This is a genomic window from Bifidobacterium catulorum (assembly GCF_003129925.1).
Taxonomy (GTDB): Bacteria; Actinomycetota; Actinomycetes; order Actinomycetales; family Bifidobacteriaceae; genus Galliscardovia; species Galliscardovia catulorum.
Window position 1 is genome coordinate 45488 of sequence record NZ_QFFN01000010.1, and the last position, 20849, is coordinate 66336.

General features: G+C 64.5%; 17 protein-coding genes. 16 read left to right on the forward strand and 1 reads right to left on the reverse strand.

Going from position 1 to position 20849, the window contains the following annotated elements; translation table 11 throughout:
• The first annotated feature begins 118 nt into the window (after positions 1-118).
• The 7 genes from DF200_RS05200 (at position 119) to DF200_RS05230 (ending at position 9676) form a co-directional block, all read left to right on the forward strand.
• The gene (locus DF200_RS05200) at positions 119-1429 is read left to right on the forward strand and encodes an ABC transporter permease (RefSeq protein WP_158275784.1); all 1311 of its coding nucleotides are present in this window, start codon (positions 119-121) and stop codon (positions 1427-1429) included.
• Between the two features lie 187 nt (positions 1430-1616).
• The gene (locus DF200_RS05205; protein WP_109137221.1) at positions 1617-2318 is read left to right on the forward strand and encodes an ABC transporter ATP-binding protein; all 702 of its coding nucleotides are present in this window, start codon (positions 1617-1619) and stop codon (positions 2316-2318) included.
• Positions 2319-2328: 10 nt separating this feature from the next.
• Positions 2329-5010 carry an ABC transporter permease gene (locus tag DF200_RS05210; RefSeq protein ID WP_146192018.1) on the forward strand — a complete coding sequence of 894 codons (2682 nt, stop codon included), beginning with the start codon at positions 2329-2331 and terminating at the stop codon, positions 5008-5010.
• Between the two features lie 49 nt (positions 5011-5059).
• Positions 5060-5692 carry a TetR/AcrR family transcriptional regulator gene (locus DF200_RS05215; RefSeq protein ID WP_109137241.1) on the forward strand — a complete coding sequence of 211 codons (633 nt, stop codon included), beginning with the start codon at positions 5060-5062 and terminating at the stop codon, positions 5690-5692.
• A 111-nt stretch (positions 5693-5803) separates the two neighbouring features.
• Positions 5804-6976 carry a hypothetical protein gene (locus DF200_RS05220; protein ID WP_109137223.1) on the forward strand — a complete coding sequence of 391 codons (1173 nt, stop codon included), beginning with the start codon at positions 5804-5806 and terminating at the stop codon, positions 6974-6976.
• Between the two features lie 204 nt (positions 6977-7180).
• Positions 7181-8920, forward strand: a complete 1740-nt coding sequence (locus DF200_RS05225; RefSeq protein ID WP_109137224.1) for an FtsX-like permease family protein — start codon at positions 7181-7183, stop codon at positions 8918-8920.
• Between the two features lie 33 nt (positions 8921-8953).
• Complete coding sequence (locus DF200_RS05230; protein ID WP_109137225.1) at positions 8954-9676, forward strand: ABC transporter ATP-binding protein; 723 nt, start codon at positions 8954-8956, stop codon at positions 9674-9676.
• 433 nt (positions 9677-10109) lie between these two features.
• On the opposite strand, the gene dapD is transcribed toward DF200_RS05230, so the two are convergent.
• Complete coding sequence (dapD, locus tag DF200_RS05235) at positions 10110-11093, reverse strand: 2,3,4,5-tetrahydropyridine-2,6-dicarboxylate N-succinyltransferase (RefSeq protein ID WP_109137226.1); 984 nt, start codon at positions 11091-11093, stop codon at positions 10110-10112.
• Positions 11094-11301: 208 nt separating this feature from the next.
• On the opposite strand from dapD, the gene DF200_RS11225 reads away from it, so the two are divergent.
• The 9 genes from DF200_RS11225 to DF200_RS05275 all read left to right on the forward strand — a co-directional run bounded on the left by DF200_RS11225 (position 11302) and on the right by DF200_RS05275 (position 20782).
• Complete coding sequence (locus DF200_RS11225) at positions 11302-11433, forward strand: hypothetical protein (RefSeq protein WP_277725022.1); 132 nt, start codon at positions 11302-11304, stop codon at positions 11431-11433.
• Between the two features lie 203 nt (positions 11434-11636).
• Positions 11637-12764, forward strand: coding sequence for a peptide chain release factor 2 (gene prfB / locus DF200_RS05240; protein WP_109137227.1), 1128 nt, complete (start codon positions 11637-11639; stop codon positions 12762-12764).
• Positions 12765-12828: 64 nt separating this feature from the next.
• Entirely contained in the window at positions 12829-14037 is a 1209-nt protein-coding gene (gene ftsE / locus DF200_RS05245; RefSeq protein WP_109137228.1) for a cell division ATP-binding protein FtsE, read from the forward strand.
• The gene (gene ftsX, locus DF200_RS05250; protein ID WP_109137229.1) at positions 14034-14957 is read left to right on the forward strand and encodes a permease-like cell division protein FtsX; all 924 of its coding nucleotides are present in this window, start codon (positions 14034-14036) and stop codon (positions 14955-14957) included. The genes ftsE and ftsX overlap by 4 nt, the downstream gene beginning before the upstream one ends.
• Positions 14958-15055: 98 nt before the next feature.
• Positions 15056-16525 carry a CHAP domain-containing protein gene (locus DF200_RS05255; protein ID WP_241520134.1) on the forward strand — a complete coding sequence of 490 codons (1470 nt, stop codon included), beginning with the start codon at positions 15056-15058 and terminating at the stop codon, positions 16523-16525.
• Between the two features lie 286 nt (positions 16526-16811).
• Positions 16812-17312 carry an SsrA-binding protein SmpB gene (smpB, locus tag DF200_RS05260; RefSeq protein WP_109137230.1) on the forward strand — a complete coding sequence of 167 codons (501 nt, stop codon included), beginning with the start codon at positions 16812-16814 and terminating at the stop codon, positions 17310-17312.
• A 33-nt stretch (positions 17313-17345) separates the two neighbouring features.
• Positions 17346-18260 (forward strand): ABC transporter substrate-binding protein, encoded by a 915-nt coding sequence (locus DF200_RS05265; protein ID WP_439098317.1) that lies wholly within the window; start codon positions 17346-17348, stop codon positions 18258-18260.
• 531 nt (positions 18261-18791) lie between these two features.
• Entirely contained in the window at positions 18792-19736 is a 945-nt protein-coding gene (locus DF200_RS05270) for an ABC transporter substrate-binding protein (RefSeq protein WP_109137232.1), read from the forward strand.
• A gap of 104 nt (positions 19737-19840) precedes the next feature.
• Positions 19841-20782, forward strand: a complete 942-nt coding sequence (locus DF200_RS05275; protein ID WP_109137233.1) for an amino acid ABC transporter permease — start codon at positions 19841-19843, stop codon at positions 20780-20782.
• Positions 20783-20849 lie beyond the last annotated feature (67 nt).

Below are 20849 nucleotides of genomic sequence, written 5' to 3' on the forward strand. Positions count from 1 at the left end.
CTCCCGTCCGGTCCATAAATCCTACAAGATGTCTAATATTGAGGATTTTTATTCAACACGATGATGAATAAGCTCATTGTACGCATGAACTCGACCAATGCAAGGAAAGAAGGGAACCATGCAATCGAATATCCGTCGATACGCGCGATACCTGCTGCCGCTGGTGGCCATCGCCGCCGTATCATGCCTCATGGCGCTGATGTTCTATCCGATGATGAACGCCAATATGAAGAACGTGCCCGTCGCCATCCTCTCGCTCGACAAAGGGTCCGAGGTCCAGGGCAAGACGACCAACATCGGCGACACGCTCGTCGACAAGATGACCTCCGCCGCATCGGATTCCGATGATGATCCGGCGATCGCATGGCATGAGGTGCACTCGCGCGACGACATCGACCGCGGGTTCGACAACCATGAATACTATGCCGCCATCGTGATCCCGAAGGACTTCACCGCCAAGCAGGTCGCCGTCAAGCAGACCGAGGCCAAGAAGAGCATGGAATCGGCGACCGCGTTGGCGCAGGCCATGATGACGGCGCAGACCCAGGCGCAGATGCAGGCCCGGCAGAAGGGGCTGACCGGCGAGGCCGCGCAGAAGGCGGTGCAGGCCGCCGTGCAGAAGGCCATGCAGCAGGCGGCGGCGCAGCAGTCCGGGGCGACGTCGGACTCCGCGTCCTCCGCCTCCGTTGCGCCGACCATCGAACTGACCGTCGACAACGCCAAGAGTCCAATGCTGGCGAACCTGCTCAAGCAGAGTCTGCCGGCGATGCTGGGGAAGACCGGCGCCACCGTGAAGACCACCACGCTCCATGAAGGCGACGTCGCGACGAACAGCTCCCTGCCCACCGCCGCCATGATGGGGCAGAACGTGCTCATCATGCCCACCTACCTGATGTCTCTGATCGTATCGCTGCTGTGTGCGATGCAGTTCGCCCGCACTTCGTACGACAGCCGTACGCAACGTTGGGCGACGTTCGGCATGCAGCTCGGCGCGGCGTTGGTGTGGTCGCTGGGCGTGGCGCTCGGTGCCGACTGCATCTTCGCCATGCTCGGCTCGGGCTGGCTTTCCGGCTCGATGGTCGTGTTCCTGTGGTTCGCCAGCTTCGCGCTGATGAGCGTGCTGCTCGGACTGATGAACATCGGCCGTCCGCTCGGCATCCTGTGCGGCGTGCTCGGCATGGGGCTCGGCATGACCAGTGGCCTGTTCCCGTCCGAGCTGCTGCCGGCGTTCTGGCACGACTGGATCTATGGGTGGGTGCCGCAGCGGTTCATCGGCGAAGGCGTGCGTGCGGTGCTCTATGGCGGTGAGGGCTGGTGGAACGCCGGCAGCGAGCCGATGCTCGTCATCCTGTGCGTGGGATTGGCGGTCTTCGTCCTCGCCGGGCTCATGCCCCTTGGTCGGCACAAGGCCAGGGAGGCCGCGGAATAGCATTCGGCGAGAACGCGGTGTCGGGCGGGTTCCTCAGGGGTGCCCGCCCGTGTGGTCGGATGGCGTGCATCGGTGAGACGTCTCCGGAAAAACCTACGGATCAGCCGATGTTGTCGATTTTATTCGACAGTTTGTTGAATAAAATCGACATCGACAATGAAGAAACGAAGAACAACGAGGCGATACCATGACATTCCTTGAATTCCATGATGTGGTCCGGCAGTACGGCAGCGGGGAATCCGCGGTACTGGCCCTGGACCACGCGACCTTCGACATCGAACAGGGCGAACTCGCCGTCATCCTCGGCGCATCCGGCGCCGGAAAATCCACGGCGCTGAACATCCTCGGCGGCATGGACCGCGCCACATCCGGCAGCGTCACGCTCGACGGCACAGACCTCACCAAGGCCACCGAGGCGCAGCTCACCGACTACCGGCGCTTCGACGTGGGCTTCGTGTTCCAGTTCTACAACCTCGTGCCCAACCTCACCGCCCTAGAGAACGTGGAGCTCGCCAGCCAGATCTGCCCCGACGCGCTCGACGCCAGGGAGACCCTCGACAAGGTCGGCCTCGGCGAACGTCTCGGCAACTTCCCGGCACAGCTGTCCGGCGGCGAACAGCAGCGTGTGGCCATCGCCCGCGCGATCGCCAAGAACCCGAAGCTGTTGCTGTGCGACGAGCCGACCGGTGCGCTCGACTACGCCACCGGCAAGCAGATCCTCCAGCTCCTGCAGGACGCCTGCCGTCAGCGCGGCATCACCGTGGCGCTCGTGACCCACAACTCCGCGCTCGCGCCCATGGGCGACCGCCTGATCCGGTTCCGCTCCGGCAAGGTCACCGAGATCGACGCCAACCCGAATCCGACGCCCATCGCCGACATCGAATGGTAGGGGAGTGACCATGGCACAGCATCGCACAAAACGCGGCGGCACGCGCACCGCGCTGTGGAAGGACGCCTGGAGGGCGATCTCCGGCAACGGCCGCCGATTCGCGGCCATCGCCGTGATCTGCGCGGTCGGCGTGATGATGATGGGCGCATTGTCGTCGATCAGCACCGACCTTCGCGCCGGACTCGACGAATTCTTCGACGACGCATCGATGCACGACATCAGCATCGCATCCACCCTCGGCTTCGACGATGACGACATCACGGCACTGCGAGGCGTGGAGGGCGTGGCCGACGCGGCCGGACTGCGCTCGCAGAGCGTGACCACCAAGATTGACGGCCGCCGCGCGTCCGCGACCGTCACCGCATTGGCCGACCGGACCATCGACGAACCATATCTGACCGACGGCCGATTGCCCTCCGCCGCACATGAGATCGCCGTCACCGGACAATACCTTGCCGACAGCGGCAAACGCATCGGCGACGCCATGACGTTCTCGCCGGACGGATCGGCGACGTCATCCTCCTCCGAATCGGATTCCGATGAATCGGAGTCCGGTACGTTCGCCGACGGCGACTACACCATCGTCGGCACGGTCATCGACCCGAACGACATCGTGAACCCCTCCGGCCCACTGGCGCTGGTCTCCGGCGCGAAGACCGTGTATCCGATGTTCGTCGACGGCGACGCCGTCTCCGACGCCGACGCTCCCTACACATCGGCCGTCGTCACTGTGAAGGGCGCGGCATCGCTGAACACCTATGGCGACGAATATCTGGACCTCGTCGCCGATGCGCAGAAGAACATCGAAGCCATCCGGTCCGAACGCGAACAGGCCCGCACCGACACGGTGAAGGACGCCGCACGCAAACCCGTCGAGGAGAAGCTCGCCGAACAGCGCAAGCTCGTCGAGGCCATGCCGGACGGACTTCCGATGAAGACGCAGGCCGAGGAGAAGCTCGCCGAGGCGCAGTCCCGGCTCGACGAGAAACTGGCCGACATGCCGACCGCGAAATGGGTCATCCGCGACCGCAACGCCCTCACCAGCTACGCCGACGTGAAGACCGAAGGCGAGATGATCGGCCGACTGGGCAAACTGTTCCCCATCCTGTTCCTCGTCATCGCGATCCTGGTGAGCCTCACCGCCGTCACCCGCATGGTGGAGGAGGACCGCCAGCTCATCGGCACCTACAAGGCCCTCGGCTACACGCGGCATGAGACCATGCTCAAATACCTCGTCTACTCGTCGGCCGCCGTGCTCGTCGGCGGAGTGATCGGTGACCTCATCGGCCTGCTCGGCCTGCCGTTCGTGTTCACCAAACGCATGCTTCACCTGCTGTACGTCATACCGACGTATCCGCTCATCATCGACTGGACCATCGGCATCGGCGGCATCCTGCTGTTCCTCGTGCTCATCGTGGGATGCGCGATGGTCGTCTGCACCGGCTCTCTGCGGCTCAACCCCGCCGAACTCATGCGTCCCAAGGCGCCCAAGGCCGGACGGACCATCCTGCTGCAGCGCGTCGGATTCGTATGGAACCATCTTTCGTTCCTTGGCAAGGTGACCGCACGCAACCTGTTCCGCTACAAGAGCCGTGCGCTCATGGTGATCGTCGGCGTGCTCGGCTGCACCGCGCTGATGACCGCCGGATTCGGCATGGGCAACTCCGCGTTGACGCTCATGCCCAGGCAGTTCAACGAAGTGGCGACCTACGACGTCATGGCCCTGACCAAGCCCGCCGACCACGACACCGTGCAGAAACGTCTCGACGACGATCCCGACGTCAAATCCGCGCTGCCGTTGCATATCGAAAGCGCGACGCTGACCGCCGCCGACACGGATACGAAGCTCACCGTGCAGCTCATGGTCGTCCCGGATGGCGAATCACTCGACGGCTACCTCGACCTGCACACCGAGGACGGCACCCCCATCAGCCTGGATGACTCGTCGAAGGCGGCCGCCGTGGTGACCGCCAACGCGGCGGAGGAGCTCGGCCTCGAAGCCGGCGGCACGGTGAACCTCGCCGACGCCATGATGGACTCCGCGGACGTCGCCGTCACCGGCGTGGCCCAATACTATACGGGCAATATCGTGGTGATGACCGAAGACGCCTACGACCACACGTTCGGCGATGACGCCGATGAGCTCTCGCTCAACGCCGATCTCCTCAAGGTCGACGGCGACGACGAGGCGCGGATCGCGTTTGCCGACAAGCTGGCCGAACAGGACGAATACCTGTCCGTGACCAGCACCGCCAAACAGCAGCGCGACTTCGCCAAGAGCTTCGCCGTCTTCTTTGTGATGATCGGGTTCATCGTGGTCATGGCCGCGATTCTGGCGGTGGTGGTGCTCTACACGCTCGCCAGCACGAACATCTCCGAACGCGAACGCGAACTCGCCACCATCAAGGTGCTGGGCTTCCGCCGCCGCGAGGTGCACGGCTACGTGAACAAGGAGATGCTGCTGCTGTGTGCGATAGGCATCGCGATCGGCCTGCCATGCGGGCGCGGACTGCTCGGCTTCCTGCTGGGCCAGCTCGACCTTCCCGGCATGAACATCGTGCCGAACGTGGCCTGGTACTGCTATGCGGCCGCCGCCGCGCTGGCCTTCGTGTTCGCGCTGCTCGTGGAGCTCGCCACCAACCGGTCCCTCGACCGCATCGACATGGTCGGCGCCCTGAAGAGCCCCGAATGATCCGATGACGATGGCCGCCATGCCCGCGGATGCAGGTACAATTGCGGGCATGGCAGCATCACGGCAGTCGGCGACGGGCGGCGTCCCACGCAGGTCCCGGCGGAACGATCCGGAACGCCGGCAGCGCATCATCTCGGCATGTCTTGACGTCATCGCCGAACGCGGAGTCGCAGGCACCTCCCACCGGGCGGTCGCCGCCCGGGCGGGGGTGCCGCTCGGATCGATGACCTACCATTTCGACGGCATGGACGATCTGCTGCATCAGGCGTTCGACCGGTTCGCGCAGGAGGCCATCGACATGTTCGCCGGACGCATGGCGTCGGTGACCGACCGCGACGGGGCGTGCGAGGCCATCGCCGCGCATATCGAAGGCGACCTGATGAACACCCGGCGCGACGTCATCATCAATCTGGAACTGTATACGCTCGCCGCCCGAGACCCCGCCTACCGGGACATCAGCGAACGGTGGATGGCGGCGAGCCGCGCCCGGCTGGAACGGTTCTTCGACCCCGTGACCGCCCGCCTGCTCGACGCCATGATCGAGGGGTTCACCCTGCACCGCGCGTTCGGCACGCCAAGCGACGGCGCCGCGGTGCGCGACGCGATCCGACGCATCGTGGATGATTCGGATTCCCGGCAGCATCGTCATCCGCCGGCGTCATATGAACCAAAGATGAATTGATAATGAACGACGGCCGAATTCGCGGCCTTCGTATGACGTCGCCCCCGTCCGCGGCATCGTCCGTCATCGATAATGGAGACGACGGAAGACGCGAGGACGAGGGGCCGACGTATGAAGACGCTTATCAGAAAAACGATCATCGCCGTCATCGGTCTGGCCATCGCGGCGGCCATATTGTATTTCGCGGGAAAGGCGCTGGTGACGGATGTTCGCGTGCCCTGGGACGCCATCTTCAACACGGCGGTCGTCGCAGGGTGCCTGTATGCGATATACCGCAACGGCCGCACTGCGCTTCTGTGCGCGACCGCGCTGAAGAACGGCCCGAGGACCGCATACGCCACGGTCGACGAATACCGCGAGACCGAGCATCATGCGTCGAGCGACGATGACGACGATGACGACGACGGCACGGTCGTGAGCGTGAGCACGCAATACCGCTTCCGCCTCGACAACGGCAGCACGGTCGTCTTCGACACGCTTCCCACCGAAGCCATGAACGACCCCGTGCTGCGCCAGGCGGCACGACGCCACGGCACGCACGTGATCATGACATGGTATGAACGTCCGCAGACCTGGCAATCGCTGGAACTCGACCCCCTGACGGCGTCGCAGGACACCATGCCGCAACGATCGGGCGCCATGCAGCGCCGCACCGCCGACGCGGAGACGCTGGTCGCCCGGCAGAAAAGCAGATTCAGGCCGCTCACCTACGCGACCGTCGTGGCGGTGGCCGTCATCATCATCGGCTCCCTGGCGTTGTACGGCTCGTTGTCGCCGTTCGGCATCCAAGGCGTCATCAAGGATTCGATGATGGGGCTGGCACCGCTGGGCATCGCGGCATGGATACTGGTACACATGGCGGTCAAGGGCCGGCTGCTGCGACAGGTCGGGGCCAGCGAGGACATCGACGAACCCAGTATGAGAAAGATCCTCTCCCACAACCGCGGCTTCCACCTCTACGGATTCGGCATACCGCTATTGGCCGGCGTCATCATGGCGTTCAGCGGCCTCACCGGCCTCGCCGTCGGCCCGCGGACCGTGCCCGCACAATACGAAAGCGTGGAAATGCGTACGGAATACGACGACCACGGCAGCAACGACTACGCCGACTTCTCGTTCACCACCCAGGACGGCCACACCCTGACCGTCACCTGCGACTGGTCCGACAAGGACGCCGCCGAACGCATCATCGGCGAGCCGGGCAGACCCATCCTGCTCACCTACTGGCCGGGCGGCGGCATCGACGTCCTCGACCACGTGGAACCCGACCCGGCGCGGCAATAGCTGCCTCGGCATCCCGTCGCATCCCTCTCAGCAGACGTTCAGGAAACGAACAGCCCGGTGTCCGGAAGGTCGCCGGGCTTTTCCAGCGCTGCGCAAGGCGGCGGCCAAGTCGCCGCCGCATAGTGGGGGCAGAGCCCCGAGCATGGCCCAATCGCGGCACGTGCCAGGGGCTTGCCCTTGCCCACATCGAACAAAAGGACCATCATGTTCGTGCTGAAGAACGCCTGGAAGACCGTCATACGGAACAAAGGGCGCAACATCCTCATCATCCTCATCGTCGCCATCATCGCCGCGGCGGCGACCGTCGGTCTCGCCATACGCAACGCCGCGGACAACGCGCGCGAGACCGGCCTCGCCTCCACCAGCGTGACCGCGACCATCGGCGTCGACCGCAGCAAACTCATGGAACAGGCGAAATCGTCGTCCTCGTCGTCCTCGTCGTCCTCGTCCTCCTCCTCATCGGATTCCAAACCCGACTTCGACGCCATGCGCGAAGCCATGGAGAACAGCAGCCTCACGCTCGCCGACTACGAGAAATACGCCAAGGCGTCCAGCGTGAACGTCGGCACATACTATTCCGAAAGCACCGGCGTCTCCGGCACCGACTCGTTCCAGCCGGTGGAAAGCACGACGTCGAACTCCGCGAACTCCGGTTCGTCGTCGTCCTCGTCGTCGTCCTCGTCGTCTGGCTCCTCGTCGTCCGGCTCCGAAGGGTCAACGCAGCAGGACCCCGGCCGCGGAGGCCCCGGAGGCGACCAAGGCGGCATGCAAGGCATGACGTCCGGCGACTTCACCCTCACCGGATTCTCCTCCGACAAGGCCGTCGCCGCAGCGAAGAACGGCACCTTCACCATGACCTCCGGCAAGGTGTTCGGCTACGGAACGGACGACAACGGCAAGGTCATCATCTCCAAGGCGCTCGCCGACTTCAACGACCTCAAGGTCGGCGACACCATCACCGTGACCAACCCGAACGACACGTCGAAGACCTACAAGCTCACCATCGGCGGCATCTACGAAAACACGACGTCGAGCAACACCGACTCCGCAGGACCGATGGGCGGCACCTCGCAGGACGCCGACAACGCCATCTACACCTCCGTCTCCACACTGAAATCACTCGGCCTCGACTCCACGACCACCGCGGCCGACGATGACGACGACACCTCCACGCAGCTGAGCTACACCTACGTGCTCGACAACGCCGACGACTACGAGACCTTCGCCTCCGACGTCAAGAAGGCCGGACTCGACGACACCCACACCGTGCAGTCCTCCGACGTGGAGAACTACGAGGCCAGCCTCGTGCCCCTCGACAACCTCGCCAAATTCGCGCTCACGCTGCTCGTCGTGGTGCTCGTGGTCGGCGCCGTCGTGCTCATCGTGCTCAACCTGTTCAACATCCGCGAACGCAAATACGAGGTCGGCGTGCTCACCGCCATCGGCGTGAACAAGGTGAAGGTGGCCGCGCAGTTCGCCATCGAACTGCTGATCGTGACCATGTGCGGCATCGCGCTCGGCGTGGCCGGCGGCGCCGCGGCATCGGTGCCGGTCTCCAACCAGCTGCTCGCCTCCCAGGTCTCCGCACAGCAGACCGAGGCCGCCAGCCAGCAGGCGCAGTTCGGACGCGGCGCCGACATGGGCGGGGGAGCGCCGGGTCAGACCTCGCAGCAGGGCGAATCCTCGGGTTCCAATGATTCGAGCGGGTCGTCGAACGGTTCCGGATCGACCGGCGCCAACGCCGCCCCGAACGAGCCGGGCGGCATGCGCGGCGGCATGAGCCGGGCCGTGGACTACGTCAGCTCCATCAACGCCACCGTGAACTTCAAGGTCATAGGCCAGCTGATACTCATCGGCCTGGGGCTCACGCTCGTCTCCGCGCTCGTCGGCATCATATTCGTCATGCGCTACGAGCCGCTGCAGATCCTCGCCGACCGTTCCTGACCTTCCCCCGAAACCCCATAGAAAAGAGCCATCATGACCAATGCAACCATCGCGAACGAACCATCGGCGGCCGCATCCGCAGCCGAGAACCCCGCCGCGACCATCCCCGCGCTGCGACTCGACCGCGTGTCATACTCCTACACCAAAGGCGGCAAGAAGGTGCTGGACGGCAGAAGCCACGACTTCCAGCCCGGCATGGTCCCCGCCCTCACCGGCCCGTCCGGCGCCGGCAAGACCACGCTGCTGTCGCGGCTGTCCGGACTGGCCGTCCCCACCGAAGGCCGCGTGCTCTACCATGGCAACGACCTCGCCAAAACGGACCGGTACCGGTACCGCAGCCACGACATCGGCGTGATCTTCCAAAGCTTCAACCTGCTGCCGGCGCTCACCGTCGCCGAAAACATCATCCTGTCGATGGACGCATCCGGCAAGACGTTCGACCGTCCGAAAACGCAGATCGCCAAGGAGCTCATCGCAAAAGTGCGGCTGCGCCCCGAATACGCCGACGAACGCATACTGCATCTTTCGGGCGGCGAACAGCAGCGTGTGGCCATCGCGCGCGCATTGAGCTACGACCCGTCGATCATCCTCGCCGACGAACCGACCGGCAACCTCGACCTTGGCACACAGAACGACATCATGGCGATCTTCCGTTCGCTGGCCCACGACGAGGGCAGGTGCGTGATCATCGTCACGCACAGCCCCGAAGTGGCCGCGCAGTCGGATGAGGTGTATGAGCTGGCCAAACTGCTGTAGGAAATCACCGGATGGCACCACATGGGCCGGAATCGGTCATCTGGATCTTTTCTGGAATACCGGGTGTGGCGGGGTTCTCCCCTCAGTCAGACTTCGTCTGACAGCTCCCCTCGGGGAGGGGAGCCTGTTGGGTGGAGGTCCCGCCGGGATTCAGCCTGTTGGGTGGGGGTCTTGGTGTGGGAAGGGTCGTGCGGATGCGTGTGTCGTCAAGGCGTGGAAAACGAAGGCGTATTCCAATACGTCAAGTTTTCCGCAACGCCGATGACACTCCATCCGGGGCTTTTCCGTTTTGTGGGGTTCTCCCCTCAGTCAGACTTCGTCTGACAGCTCCCCTCGGGGAGGGGAGCCTGTTGGGTGGAGGTCCCGCCGGGATTCGTTCCTGCGAGGGGAGCGGCCGCTAAGGCCGCGCACGGTTACCGGTGTTGTTGAGGCCTTAGTTCTTGTGCAATGCGGCGTTGAGTTCGATGCCCACCTTGCGGGTACGGGCTTCAACGGCACCGGTAACGGAATTGCGGATGAACATGATGTTGTCCTTGCCGCTGAGATCCTTGCCCTTGACGACCTCAAGCGGTTCGCCGGCCGCGACCTTGGCCTTGTCGTAGATCGTCACCTTGGTGCCTGCGGTCACGTACAGGCCGGCTTCGACCACGCAGTTGTCGCCGAGGGAGATGCCGATGCCGGCGTTGGCGCCGAGCAGTGAGTGCTTGCCGATGGAGTTGCGCAGCTTGCCGCCGCCGGAGAGCGTGCCCATGATGGAGGCCGCGCCGCCGATGTCGGAGCCGTCGCCGACGACCACGCCCTGGGAGATGCGGCCTTCGACCATGGAGGTGCCGAGCGTGCCGGCGTTGAAGTTCACGAAGCCCTCGTGCATGACGGTGGTGCCTTCGGCCAGGTGGGCGCCGAGGCGGATGCGGTCGGCGTTGCCGATGCGCACGCCGGACGGCACCACGTAGTCGATCATGCGCGGGAACTTGTCGACGGACAGCACGTTGACGTCCACGGCCGGATACGGGGCGGCGGACGCGGCCTTGAGCACGTCGAGCTTGCGCAGTGCGAAGTCCTCCACGGCGAACGGCCCGTAGTTCGTCCACACGACGTTGTTGAGCTTGCCGAAGATGCCGTCGAGGTTCAGCGTGTTCGGCTTGGCGAGGCGCATGCTCATGAGGTGCAGGCGCAGGTAGGCGTCGGCCGCGTCCACGATCGGGTCGTCGATGTGCGAGACGGTGAACACGGGCAGGCGGCGCACGCCACGGGCGTCGGCCTCCACGTGTTCGAGTGCGCCGAAGTCATGCTGCGGACGGTGTCCCTCGGCCGGTGCGACGCCGAGCGTCAGGGTCGGATACCACACGTCCAGGGTGTTGCCGGCCGCGTCCACGCTTGCCAGGCCCCAACCCCATGCCGTACGTGATTCAGTCATATGTCTGCTCCTTGCTGCGCATATATATTGGTATATATGTCGGTTCGTATGTGCCGTCTCGTATGTGCCGTTTCGTTCGGGGATATGCCGAACGGGCCGCATCCGGCGGTCATCGATCCGCCGTTGTCCACAATAAATCCCACCCGAGATAGCCGAGGGCGAAACGTCCATGGGATTTTGTGAGGGGCAGCCGTTACAATGACGCCTTGTGAATGAATACCGGAAGGAACGTGAGCAGCGTGAACGCCGCCGTCGCCTCGTGGCGCGGGCGGTGTGCATCGTCGTCGCCGTCGGCATGCTCGTCAGCCTGGTCGTTCCGGCGTTGTACGCGGGTCTTTGACCCGGCCGTCGTCCCATGACGCACGCCGGGGCCGGCGTGCGGACGATGTCTTTTCCACCATCCGTATTCGATTCGTCGTCGCATCGCATTCGAACGACATGACGGCCGACGAGTACGGTGACCGATGCAGACGGCCGTCGGGCGGCACAAGCCCGGCCGGACACGGCACACGATACGACATACGATTTGTAAGGTAAGCAACAATGGCAGAATTTGATTTCTCGCAGGCGATCGGCGCACTGCGATCGAAGTACGACACCATCGCCGGCGCCGTCGATCTCGACGCCCTCAGGACGCAGATCAAGGAGCTTGAACAGGAGGCCAGCGCCCCCGGGCTGTGGGACGACCCCGAGAACGCGCAGAAGGTGACGAGCCGTCTTTCGGCCGCGGAATCGCAGCTCAAGCGCATCGAATCGGCCGGCAGCCGCATCGACGACGTGGAGACGCTCGTCGAACTCGGCCGCGAGGAGGACGACGCCGACACCCTCGCCGAGGCCCAGGATGAGGTGGGGAATCTCGACAAGGACCTTTCCGACATCGAGATCCAGACCCTGCTCGACGGCGAATACGACGAACGCGCCGCCGTGATCACCATCCGTTCCGGCGCTGGCGGCGTCGACGCGGCCGACTGGGCACAGATGCTGCTGCGCATGTATCTGCGCTGGGCGGAACGCCACGGCTACAAGCACAAGGTCATGGACACGTCCTACGCCGAGGAGGCCGGCATCAAGTCGGCCACGTTCCAGATCGACGAGCCGTACGCCTACGGCAAGCTTTCCGTCGAGGGCGGCACGCACCGTCTCGTGCGCATCAGCCCGTTCGACAACCAGGGACGCCGTCAGACCAGCTTCGCCGCCGTCGAGGTGGTGCCGCTGGTCGAGGCCACCGACCATATCGACATCCCCGACACCGACCTGCGCGTGGACACCTACTGCTCCTCCGGCCCCGGCGGCCAGGGCGTGAACACCACGTACTCCGCCGTGCGACTGACCCACCTTCCCACCGGCATCGTCGTGACCATGCAGGACGAGCGCTCGCAGATCCAGAACCGCGCGGCCGCCATGCAGGTGCTCCAGTCCCGACTGCTCGTGCTCAAGCATGAGGAGGAGGCCAAGAAGAAGAAGGAGCTCGCCGGAGACATCAAGGCCAGCTGGGGTGACCAGATGCGCTCCTACGTGCTGCACCCGTACCAGATGGTCAAGGATCTGCGCACAGGCTACGAGACGTCGCAGACCCAGGCCGTGTTCGACGGCGAGATCGACGAGTTCATCGACGCCGGCATCCGCTGGCGGCACCAGCAGCGCCGCGAGGCCGCGAAGAACGCCGAATAGGCGCGTCGCGCAACGGATTACGGATCGGGAACCACGCAATCGCATGACCGTGAAGGGGTAAGCAATGGCATTGATTTCGCTTGAGGACGTCACCAAGATCTATCCGCGGGGGTCGCGTCCCGCATTGGACGACATCACGCTCGACATCGACCGCGGCGAGTTCGTGTTCCTCGTGGGCGCCTCCGGGTCCGGCAAGACCACGCTGCTGAGCCTGCTGCTGCGCGAGGAGCAGGCCACCGAGGGCGAGATCCGCGTGGCCGGCAGCGACCTGCGGAGGCTTCCCGCCCGGCAGGTGCCGCAGTACCGCCGCGGCATAGGATTCGTGTTCCAGGACTACAAGCTGCTCGCCAACAAGACGGTGTGGCAGAACGTGGCCTTCGCGCTGGAGGTCATCGGCACGCGGCGGTCCACCATCAAGTCGCTGGTGCCGCAGGTGCTGCAGACCGTGGGGCTGACCGGCAAGGAGGACCGTCTGCCGCATGAGCTCTCCGGTGGCGAGGCGCAGCGTGTGGCCATCGCCCGCGCCTATGTGAACCATCCGCGCATCCTGCTGGCCGACGAGCCCACAGGCAACCTCGACCCCACCACGTCCGTGGGCATCATGGAGGTGCTGGAGGCCATCAACCGCACCGGCACCACCGTGGTCATGGCCACGCACAACGAGGAGATTGTCAACTCCATGCGCAAACGCGTGGTCGAGCTGCACAACGGCAAGATCGTGCGCGACGAGCGCCAGGGCTCCTATGATTCCGCCACCTACTTCCCCGACGCGGAGGTGGAGGCGCGCGCCCAGCAGGCGATCGGCGTGGCCTCGGACGCCGCGCGGCAGGCCGATCTGGTCCGTGCCGACGGGGCCGGCGACGCCTCGCCGACCGCCGGCGTCATCGCCGCTGCCGAAGCCGTGCACAACGCCGGCGCGGGTGACGAGGGCATAGCCCGTCTCGCCGGCTCCGTGCACTCGGGCCGCAAGGGCCGGTACGGGGAGACCTTCGTTTCCGTGGAGGACACGCTCACGTGGGGCAAGGGCATCTCCCTGGATTCCGCGAAGAACCGGTCCGCGAGGAACGGCGGCGACGCCAAGGGCTCCAAGACGGCCGACGACGATTCCAGGTTCAAGGCGCCGAACTCCGTTGACCTCGCCGAGCCCGCTGTGGATTCCGGCACCGCCGTGGACTCCGGCGCCGCCGCTCCGGAGCCTCCGGCCCCGCCCGCGCCGCCGCGCCGCGGCGCACGAGACACCGACAAGACCGTGAAGAAGGAGAATGACCGATGAGATTCCGCTTTGTGCTTTCGGAGACGTGGACCAGCATCAAGCGCAACGGCTCGATGATCCTTTCGGTCATGCTCGTCACGTTCATCTCGTTCGTGTTCATCGGCGCGTCGATGCTCATGCAGGCGCAGATCACCAAGGCGAAGGGCGACTGGTACGACAAGGTCGAGGTCGTCGTCTGGCTCTGCCCGGACGGCACCAGCCAGTCCGCGAACTGCGCCTCCGGCAAGGCGCCGACCACCGACGAGGTCATCGACATCCAGAACACCATCAAGGACGAACTGCACAACGACGTCTCCAAGATTACCTATGTGAGCAAGGAGCAGTTCTACAAGGACACGTTCGTCAAGCAGTATCCGGGCGGCGTGTACCAGGGACGCACCATGACCGCGGACGACATGCAGGGGTCGCTCAGGCTCAAGCTCACCAATCCGGAGAAATACCAGCAGGTCTCCGAGGTGCTTTCCGGCAAGAAGGGCGTCGAGGAGGTGCAGGACCAGCGGCAGATCTTCGACCCCGTGTTCGCCGTGCTCAACCGCGGCACCGTCGTCACCGTGGTGCTGGCCGCCGTGATGGTGCTCGTGGCCATCATGCTCACCGGCACCACGATCCGCATGTCCGCGGCCTCGCGCAAGAACGAGACCGAGATCATGCGGCTGGTGGGCGCGTCCAACTGGATCATCCAGCTGCCGTTCCTCCTCGAAGGCGCCATCGCCTCGTTCATCGGCTCGGTGCTCTCCTGCGTGGCCCTCGGCGCCATCGTCGAGGTGTTCGTCACCAACTGGCTGGCCACCACCGTCACCTGGATGCCGTTCGTCAGCATGGGCACCGTGCTCATGTTCTCCCCGGTGCTTGTGGCGGGTGCCGTGGTGCTGTCCATCATCGCGTCGCTGTTCTCGCTGCGTCGTTACCTCAAGGCGTAATCGTTCGTTCGCCGTCAGGGTGAACGTTTACAATACAGTCAAACATGCAAGGCTTTCGGATGGGGAAGAGGGGCCGTCCGGAAACGTAAGGAGACGATATGAGCATGTCGCGTACCGGCACGAACACCTTGGGCGTCAAGGCCGTTGGCATCGTCGCGTGCGTGGGTCTGACGATGTCCGTGGCGCTGGCGAGTCTCGCCGCGCCCGTGCAGCAGGCCAACGCCGTGCCGTCATACAGCCAGCTCGCGCAGAGCAAGGCCAAGAAGCAGTCGCTGCAGCAGAAGCTCGGCGGCGTGAACTCCGCACTGGCCCAGAAGATCATCGAACTGGACGATTTGACGAACACGCAGATTCCCGCCGCCATCAAGGCGGCTGAGAAGGCCAGCTCCGACGCCGAGTCCGCGCAGGACGAGGCCGATGCGGCCGCCGCACGTCTTGAGGCCGCGCAGAAGGACAAGTCCGATCTGGAGAAGAAGATCAAGGAGACCGGCGAGGACTACGACGACGCGCACGCCGCCGTCGCCCAGCTGGCCCGCGACAGCTTCCACGGGTCCGCGGCCTCCGACACGATGAGCATGGTCACCGGCTCCAAGGACACCGACGACTTCATCAAGTCCATGCAGTCGTCCGCCGCGGTCAGCCGTTCGGAATCCAACGCCGCGAACGACGCCGCCAACGCGCAGAGCACGCAGATGAACCGCCGCCAGCGTCTTGAGGCCATCGAGAAGCAGATCACCGACCTCAAGACCCAGGCCGAGTCCGACGCCGCCGACGCCAAGAAGGCCGCCGCCGACGCCAAGGCCAAGAGCGACCAGCTCAACGCGTTGCGCAACCAGGGCGACAAGCAGCGCGCCTACCTCGAAAGCCAGCAGAGCCAGCTCAAGTCGGCGACGGCCAAGGAAGCCGCCCAGATCGTGATGATGCAGTCGCAGATCGACTCGTACAACCAGCAGCTCGCCGCCGCCAGCAAACCGACCTCCACCCAGCAGATCAACGCCAACAGCGGCGCCCAGGGCAGCACCCGTCCCTCCACCGGCTCCTCGAACACGAGCCGACCCTCCACGAACACGAGCCGGCCGAGCACCAACACCAGCCGGCCCAGCACCAACACCAGCCGGCCGTCGACGAACACCAACTCGTCCAGCCGTCCTTCGGGCATGAACTACTCCGTGCCCGGCAACTGCCCGCAGGGATCCACGTACTGCTACGGCCACCAGACCGGCAACGTGGGCAACGCCTACCCATGGAGCCAGTGCACGTGGTGGGCCTACATCCGCCGCGGCCAGCTGAGCCTGCCCGTCGGCTCCTACCTCGGCAACGGCCAGGACTGGGGCAACTCCGCCCGTGCCCTCGGCTACTATGTGAACAACACGCCGCATGTCGGCGCCGTCATGGTGTTCCGCGCCGGACAGAACGGCCACAGCCCGATCTACGGCCATGTGGCGGTCGTCGAGCGCATCAACTCCGACGGTTCCGTACTGGTATCCGAAGGCGGTTCCATCTGGCAGGGCAACGTCCACTACGACACCCTCTACGACGCCTCCGCCCACCAGTTCGTGCACTACTGATCCGCTGATTCTTGACGTCATGATTCTTGACGTCAAGATCCATAGCGCATGAATGTGACGCATATCGTCCGCCGATGGCGGGAACCCGATCGGGGTTCCCGCCATCATTGCGTTCGTGGCGGCGTCCGTAACGGTAGTATTGACGGGAGCCGGCCCGCGGCGGACGCGCACATCGGGCAGCCCGTCAGGCGCGTCATGAGGCCGAACGAGTGAAACAGCGGCATACGTCGAAACGACATATGCCGAGACGACGCAGCACACCCGCAACAGAGGAGAGGAGGGCCGTATGGCAGCCAAGCAGACGAAGCAGGACAAGAGGGAGCAGGGCGACAAGCCCATCGCCGTGAACCGCAGGGCACGGCACGACTACGAGATCGAGGACCGTCTTGAAGCCGGCATCGTATTGTCGGGAACGGAAGTGAAATCGTTGCGCGAGGGACGCGCCTCGCTGGCCGAATCGTTCGTTAGCATCGACCGGCGAGGAGAGATCTGGCTGGAAAACGCCAACATCCCCGAATATCTCAACGGCACATGGACCAACCACGCGCCCAAGCGCAAACGCAAACTGCTGCTGCACGCGCAGCAGATCGACAAGCTCGCCCGGCAGACCGAGGCCAAGGGATACACCATCGTCCCGCTCAGCCTGTATTTCAAGAACGGCCGGGTGAAGGTCGAGATCGCCCTCGCGCGCGGCAAGCGCGAATACGACAAACGCCAGGCGCTGCGCGAGGCCCAGGACAAGCGCGAGGCCCAGCGCGCGATGCGGCTTCGTAACATGCGGCATTAACTAAGACGACGTTCTCCGTTTACCATGGCATATATGAGAAACGTGAAGACCCTCCTCGCCGCTTTGGTCGCGGCGGTTCTGATTATGCCGCTCGCCGCATGCGGCACCACGGACAGGACCGACGCCGACCCCGACATCGCCCGCAGCTACGATGTGAGCCATATCCAAAAGGATGAGAAGATCGCCGCCATGCTGCCCGAGTCGGTGACGAAGGACGGCAGGCTCTCCGTCGGCGTGAACGTGACGTATGCGCCCGCGGAGTTCCTGGCCTCCGACGGCAAGACGCCAGTCGGATATGAGATCGATCTGGACAAGGCGCTCGCCAGGGTGTTCGGCCTCGACCTCGACATCGAGAACGCCACGTTCGACACCATCATCCCGTCCGTGGGATCGAAATACGACATCGGCGTCTCCGGGTTCACGGTGAACAGGGAGCGCATGGACGCCGTCGACTTCGTCACCTACGCCAAGGCCGGCCTCACCTTCGCGGTGCGCAAGGGAAACCCCACGCACGCCGACCCGAAGCGGCTGTGCGGCACGCGCGTGGCCGTGCAGGTGGGCGTCGTGGCCGAGACCGAGATGTACAAGGCGCAGGACGCGTGCAAGGCCGCCGGCGAGGAACGCATCGAGATTCTGCCGTACCGCAACCAGACCGACGTGACGACGGCGCTGATCGCCGGCCGTGTGGATCTCATGTACGCCGATACGCCGGTCTCCGGATATGCGGTGGCGCAGACCGACGGCCAGCTGGATACCCTCGGCGAGAACGAGGGCGTGCAGCCCATGGGCGTGGCGGTGAAGAAGGGCGACGCGCAGACCGTGAAGGCCGTTGAGGCGGCGTTGAACAAGCTCATGGCCGACGGAACGTATCAGGCGATTATGAAGACATGGGGCGTGGAGAACGTGATGATCGACAAACCCGAGGTCAATCCCAAGGTGGATGCGTAGCGCGGTGCCCTTTCCGGCCCCCTCAGTCCGCCTTGCGGCGGCCAGCTCCCCCACCATTCGTGGGGGAGCCGATTGGATGGGGCCTTGACGGTCGTCCCTCTTTCCGGCTCCCCTTCGGGTGGGGCTGTCGTCGCCAGCGTTCCCTCTCTCCGGCTCCCCTCCGTGAGGGGAGCTGTCGAGCGTATGCGAGACTGAGGGGAGTGTCTGCTTCTGTCGTCGTCTTTTTGTGGCCCCCTCAGTCCGCCTTGCGGCGGCCAGCTCCCCCACCATTCGTGGGGGAGCCGATCGGATGGGGCCTTGGCGGTCGGCTCCCCCTCGGGTGGGGGCGTCGTCGTCAGTATTCCTTCCCTCCGGCTCCCCTCGGTGAGGGGAGCTGTCGCCGACGGCGACTGAGGGGAGTCGCGTGTGCGCACCCCTTGCGCCATCGGTTTGGCTGGTGTCCACGAATATTTGGTTGGTAACGTGTTCGTGACATTGTGAACTTACGTTCAGGTAACGGATCAGGAAACGAATCCCGAGAGGAAGCAGACAATGTCATTCACGACTCGCATCAAGGCGTTCGCCGCGGCCACGCTCGCCGCGGCCACGCTGTTCTCCATGGCCGCATGCGGCACTTCGGACTCCTCGGACGCCGGCGCCTCCGACGGCTCATCCAAGTCCGCGGGAACGCAGGGCTTCGACACCAGCTCCATCAAGAAGGACGACGAGCTCGCCGCCATGCTGCCCGACTCCATCAAGAGCGACGGCGTGCTCAAGGTCGGCACCGATACGTCCTACGCCCCGGCCGAGTTCCTCGCCGAGGACGGCAAGACCCCGGTCGGATTCGACGTCGACCTCACCAAGGCGCTGGCCGCGGAATTCGGTCTCAAGGCCGAGAACGTCACCGCCACCTTCGATTCGATCATCCCGTCCGTCGGCTCCAAGTACGACGTCGGCATCTCCTCGTTCACCGTCACCAAGGAACGTCTCCAGGCCGTCGACTTCGTCACCTACTTCAAGGCCGGCTCCACGTATGTGGTGAAGAAGGGCAACCCCAACAAGATCGACAGCGCCGACCTGTGCGGCAAGAAGGTGGCCGTCCAGACCGGCACCACGCAGGAGGAGGAGGTCAACAAGGCCAACGACGCCTGCAAGGCCTCCGGCAAGAGCGCCATCGACATCCAGTCGTCCAAGCTGCAGACCGACGTGACCACGGCCGTCGCCTCCGGCAAGGCCGACATCTTCTATGCCGACACCCCGGTGGCCGGCTACGCCATCAAGCAGACCGGCGACACGCTTGAGGCCCTTGGCGAGGACGTCGGCGTGACGCCCGAGGCCATCGCCGTCAAGAAGGGCGACGCCAAGACCGCCGAGGCGATGCAGAAGGCCGTGCAGAAGCTCATGGACGACGGCACCTACAAGAAGATCCTCGACACATGGGGCGTCTCCTCGGGTGCCGTCGACAAGGCCGAGATCAACCCCAGCGTCGAATCCTGAGCATGTTTTTGTAATGTGAAACCATCGTCATCCAAGACACGGCCCATCGGGTAGTGTCTTGGATGATTCCGTTGTAGCAAGAAAGAGAAGAAAGCCGCAGGACAATGGCAGCAAAGAACACCGAATCCGACGGGCTGAACATCCCCAACCGGATCGACGCCCTACCCGTACGACGCCCGGGGCCGGTCGTGGCCGGCGTCATCGTCGCGTTCCTGGCGGTCATGCTGATCTACGGCATGGTCACCAACGAGCGCTTCGAATGGAACATCGTCTGGAAATACCTCTTCAACGAAAACGTGCTCGCCGGCATCGGCTGGACGTTGTGGATCACCGTGCTCTCCATGGTCATCGCGACCGTGCTCGCCGTCATCCTTGCCGTCATGCGCAAATCCATCAATCCGGTGCTACGCGGCGTGAGCTGGTTCTTCATCTGGTTCTTCCGCGGCACCCCTGTGTACACCCAGCTGGTGTTCTGGGGCCTGTTCTCCGTGCTCGTGCCCAGGCTGGGTCTTGGCATCCCGTTCACATCTGTCGAATTCTGGTCCATCGACTCGCAGAACGTCGTCACCGCGTTCCGCGCCGCCGTCATCGGTCTGGCGCTCAACGAGGCCGCCTACCTCTCCGAGATCGTGCGCGCCGGCCTTGAGGCCGTAGACCCGGGTCAGGCCGAGGCCGCCGAGGCGCTCGGCATGCGCCGGTCGCTCATCATGCGCCGCATCATCCTGCCGCAGGCCATGCGCATCATCATCCCGCCGACCGGCAACGAGACCATCGGCATGCTCAAGACCACGTCGCTGGTGCTGGCAGTGCCGTTCACGCTGGATCTGCAGTTCGCCACCAACGCCATAGCCAACCGCATCTACAAGCCCATACCGCTGCTCATCGTGGCCTGCTTCTGGTACCTGCTCATCACCTCGATCCTCATGGTCATCCAGTCGCGGCTCGAAAAATACGGCTCTTCGGGTGTTTGTGTGGGTGTGGATCACTGGTCCGGCCTGCTGGTTATTGGCGTCCGGGGAGTTGTAGGTCGAGTCCTCCGCATTTGAGCATGACGAGGCTGATGAGGTTGTCGAGGTTGCGGTAGCCGTAGCCGATCTTGATGGTGGTCTTGAT

What these genes read in the sequence shown, in the direction of transcription:
- DF200_RS05205 (WP_109137221.1), top strand. Translation starts at nt 1,617, where the DNA reads ATGACATTCCTTGAATTCCATGATGTGGTCCGGCAGTACGGCAGCGGG.
- dapD (WP_109137226.1), bottom strand. Translation starts at nt 11,093, where the DNA reads ATGACTGAATCACGTACGGCATGGGGTTGGGGCCTGGCAAGCGTGGAC.
- DF200_RS05220 (WP_109137223.1), top strand. Translation starts at nt 5,804, where the DNA reads ATGAAGACGCTTATCAGAAAAACGATCATCGCCGTCATCGGTCTGGCC.
- DF200_RS05255 (WP_241520134.1), top strand. Translation starts at nt 15,056, where the DNA reads ATGAGCATGTCGCGTACCGGCACGAACACCTTGGGCGTCAAGGCCGTT.
- DF200_RS05225 (WP_109137224.1), top strand. Translation starts at nt 7,181, where the DNA reads ATGTTCGTGCTGAAGAACGCCTGGAAGACCGTCATACGGAACAAAGGG.
- smpB (WP_109137230.1), top strand. Translation starts at nt 16,812, where the DNA reads ATGGCAGCCAAGCAGACGAAGCAGGACAAGAGGGAGCAGGGCGACAAG.
- prfB (WP_109137227.1), top strand. Translation starts at nt 11,637, where the DNA reads ATGGCAGAATTTGATTTCTCGCAGGCGATCGGCGCACTGCGATCGAAG.
- ftsE (WP_109137228.1), top strand. Translation starts at nt 12,829, where the DNA reads ATGGCATTGATTTCGCTTGAGGACGTCACCAAGATCTATCCGCGGGGG.
- DF200_RS05210 (WP_146192018.1), top strand. Translation starts at nt 2,329, where the DNA reads ATGGCACAGCATCGCACAAAACGCGGCGGCACGCGCACCGCGCTGTGG.
- DF200_RS05265 (WP_439098317.1), top strand. Translation starts at nt 17,346, where the DNA reads ATGAGAAACGTGAAGACCCTCCTCGCCGCTTTGGTCGCGGCGGTTCTG.
- DF200_RS05270 (WP_109137232.1), top strand. Translation starts at nt 18,792, where the DNA reads ATGTCATTCACGACTCGCATCAAGGCGTTCGCCGCGGCCACGCTCGCC.
- DF200_RS05275 (WP_109137233.1), top strand. Translation starts at nt 19,841, where the DNA reads ATGGCAGCAAAGAACACCGAATCCGACGGGCTGAACATCCCCAACCGG.
- DF200_RS05230 (WP_109137225.1), top strand. Translation starts at nt 8,954, where the DNA reads ATGACCAATGCAACCATCGCGAACGAACCATCGGCGGCCGCATCCGCA.
- DF200_RS05215 (WP_109137241.1), top strand. Translation starts at nt 5,060, where the DNA reads ATGGCAGCATCACGGCAGTCGGCGACGGGCGGCGTCCCACGCAGGTCC.
- DF200_RS05200 (WP_158275784.1), top strand. Translation starts at nt 119, where the DNA reads ATGCAATCGAATATCCGTCGATACGCGCGATACCTGCTGCCGCTGGTG.
- ftsX (WP_109137229.1), top strand. Translation starts at nt 14,034, where the DNA reads ATGAGATTCCGCTTTGTGCTTTCGGAGACGTGGACCAGCATCAAGCGC.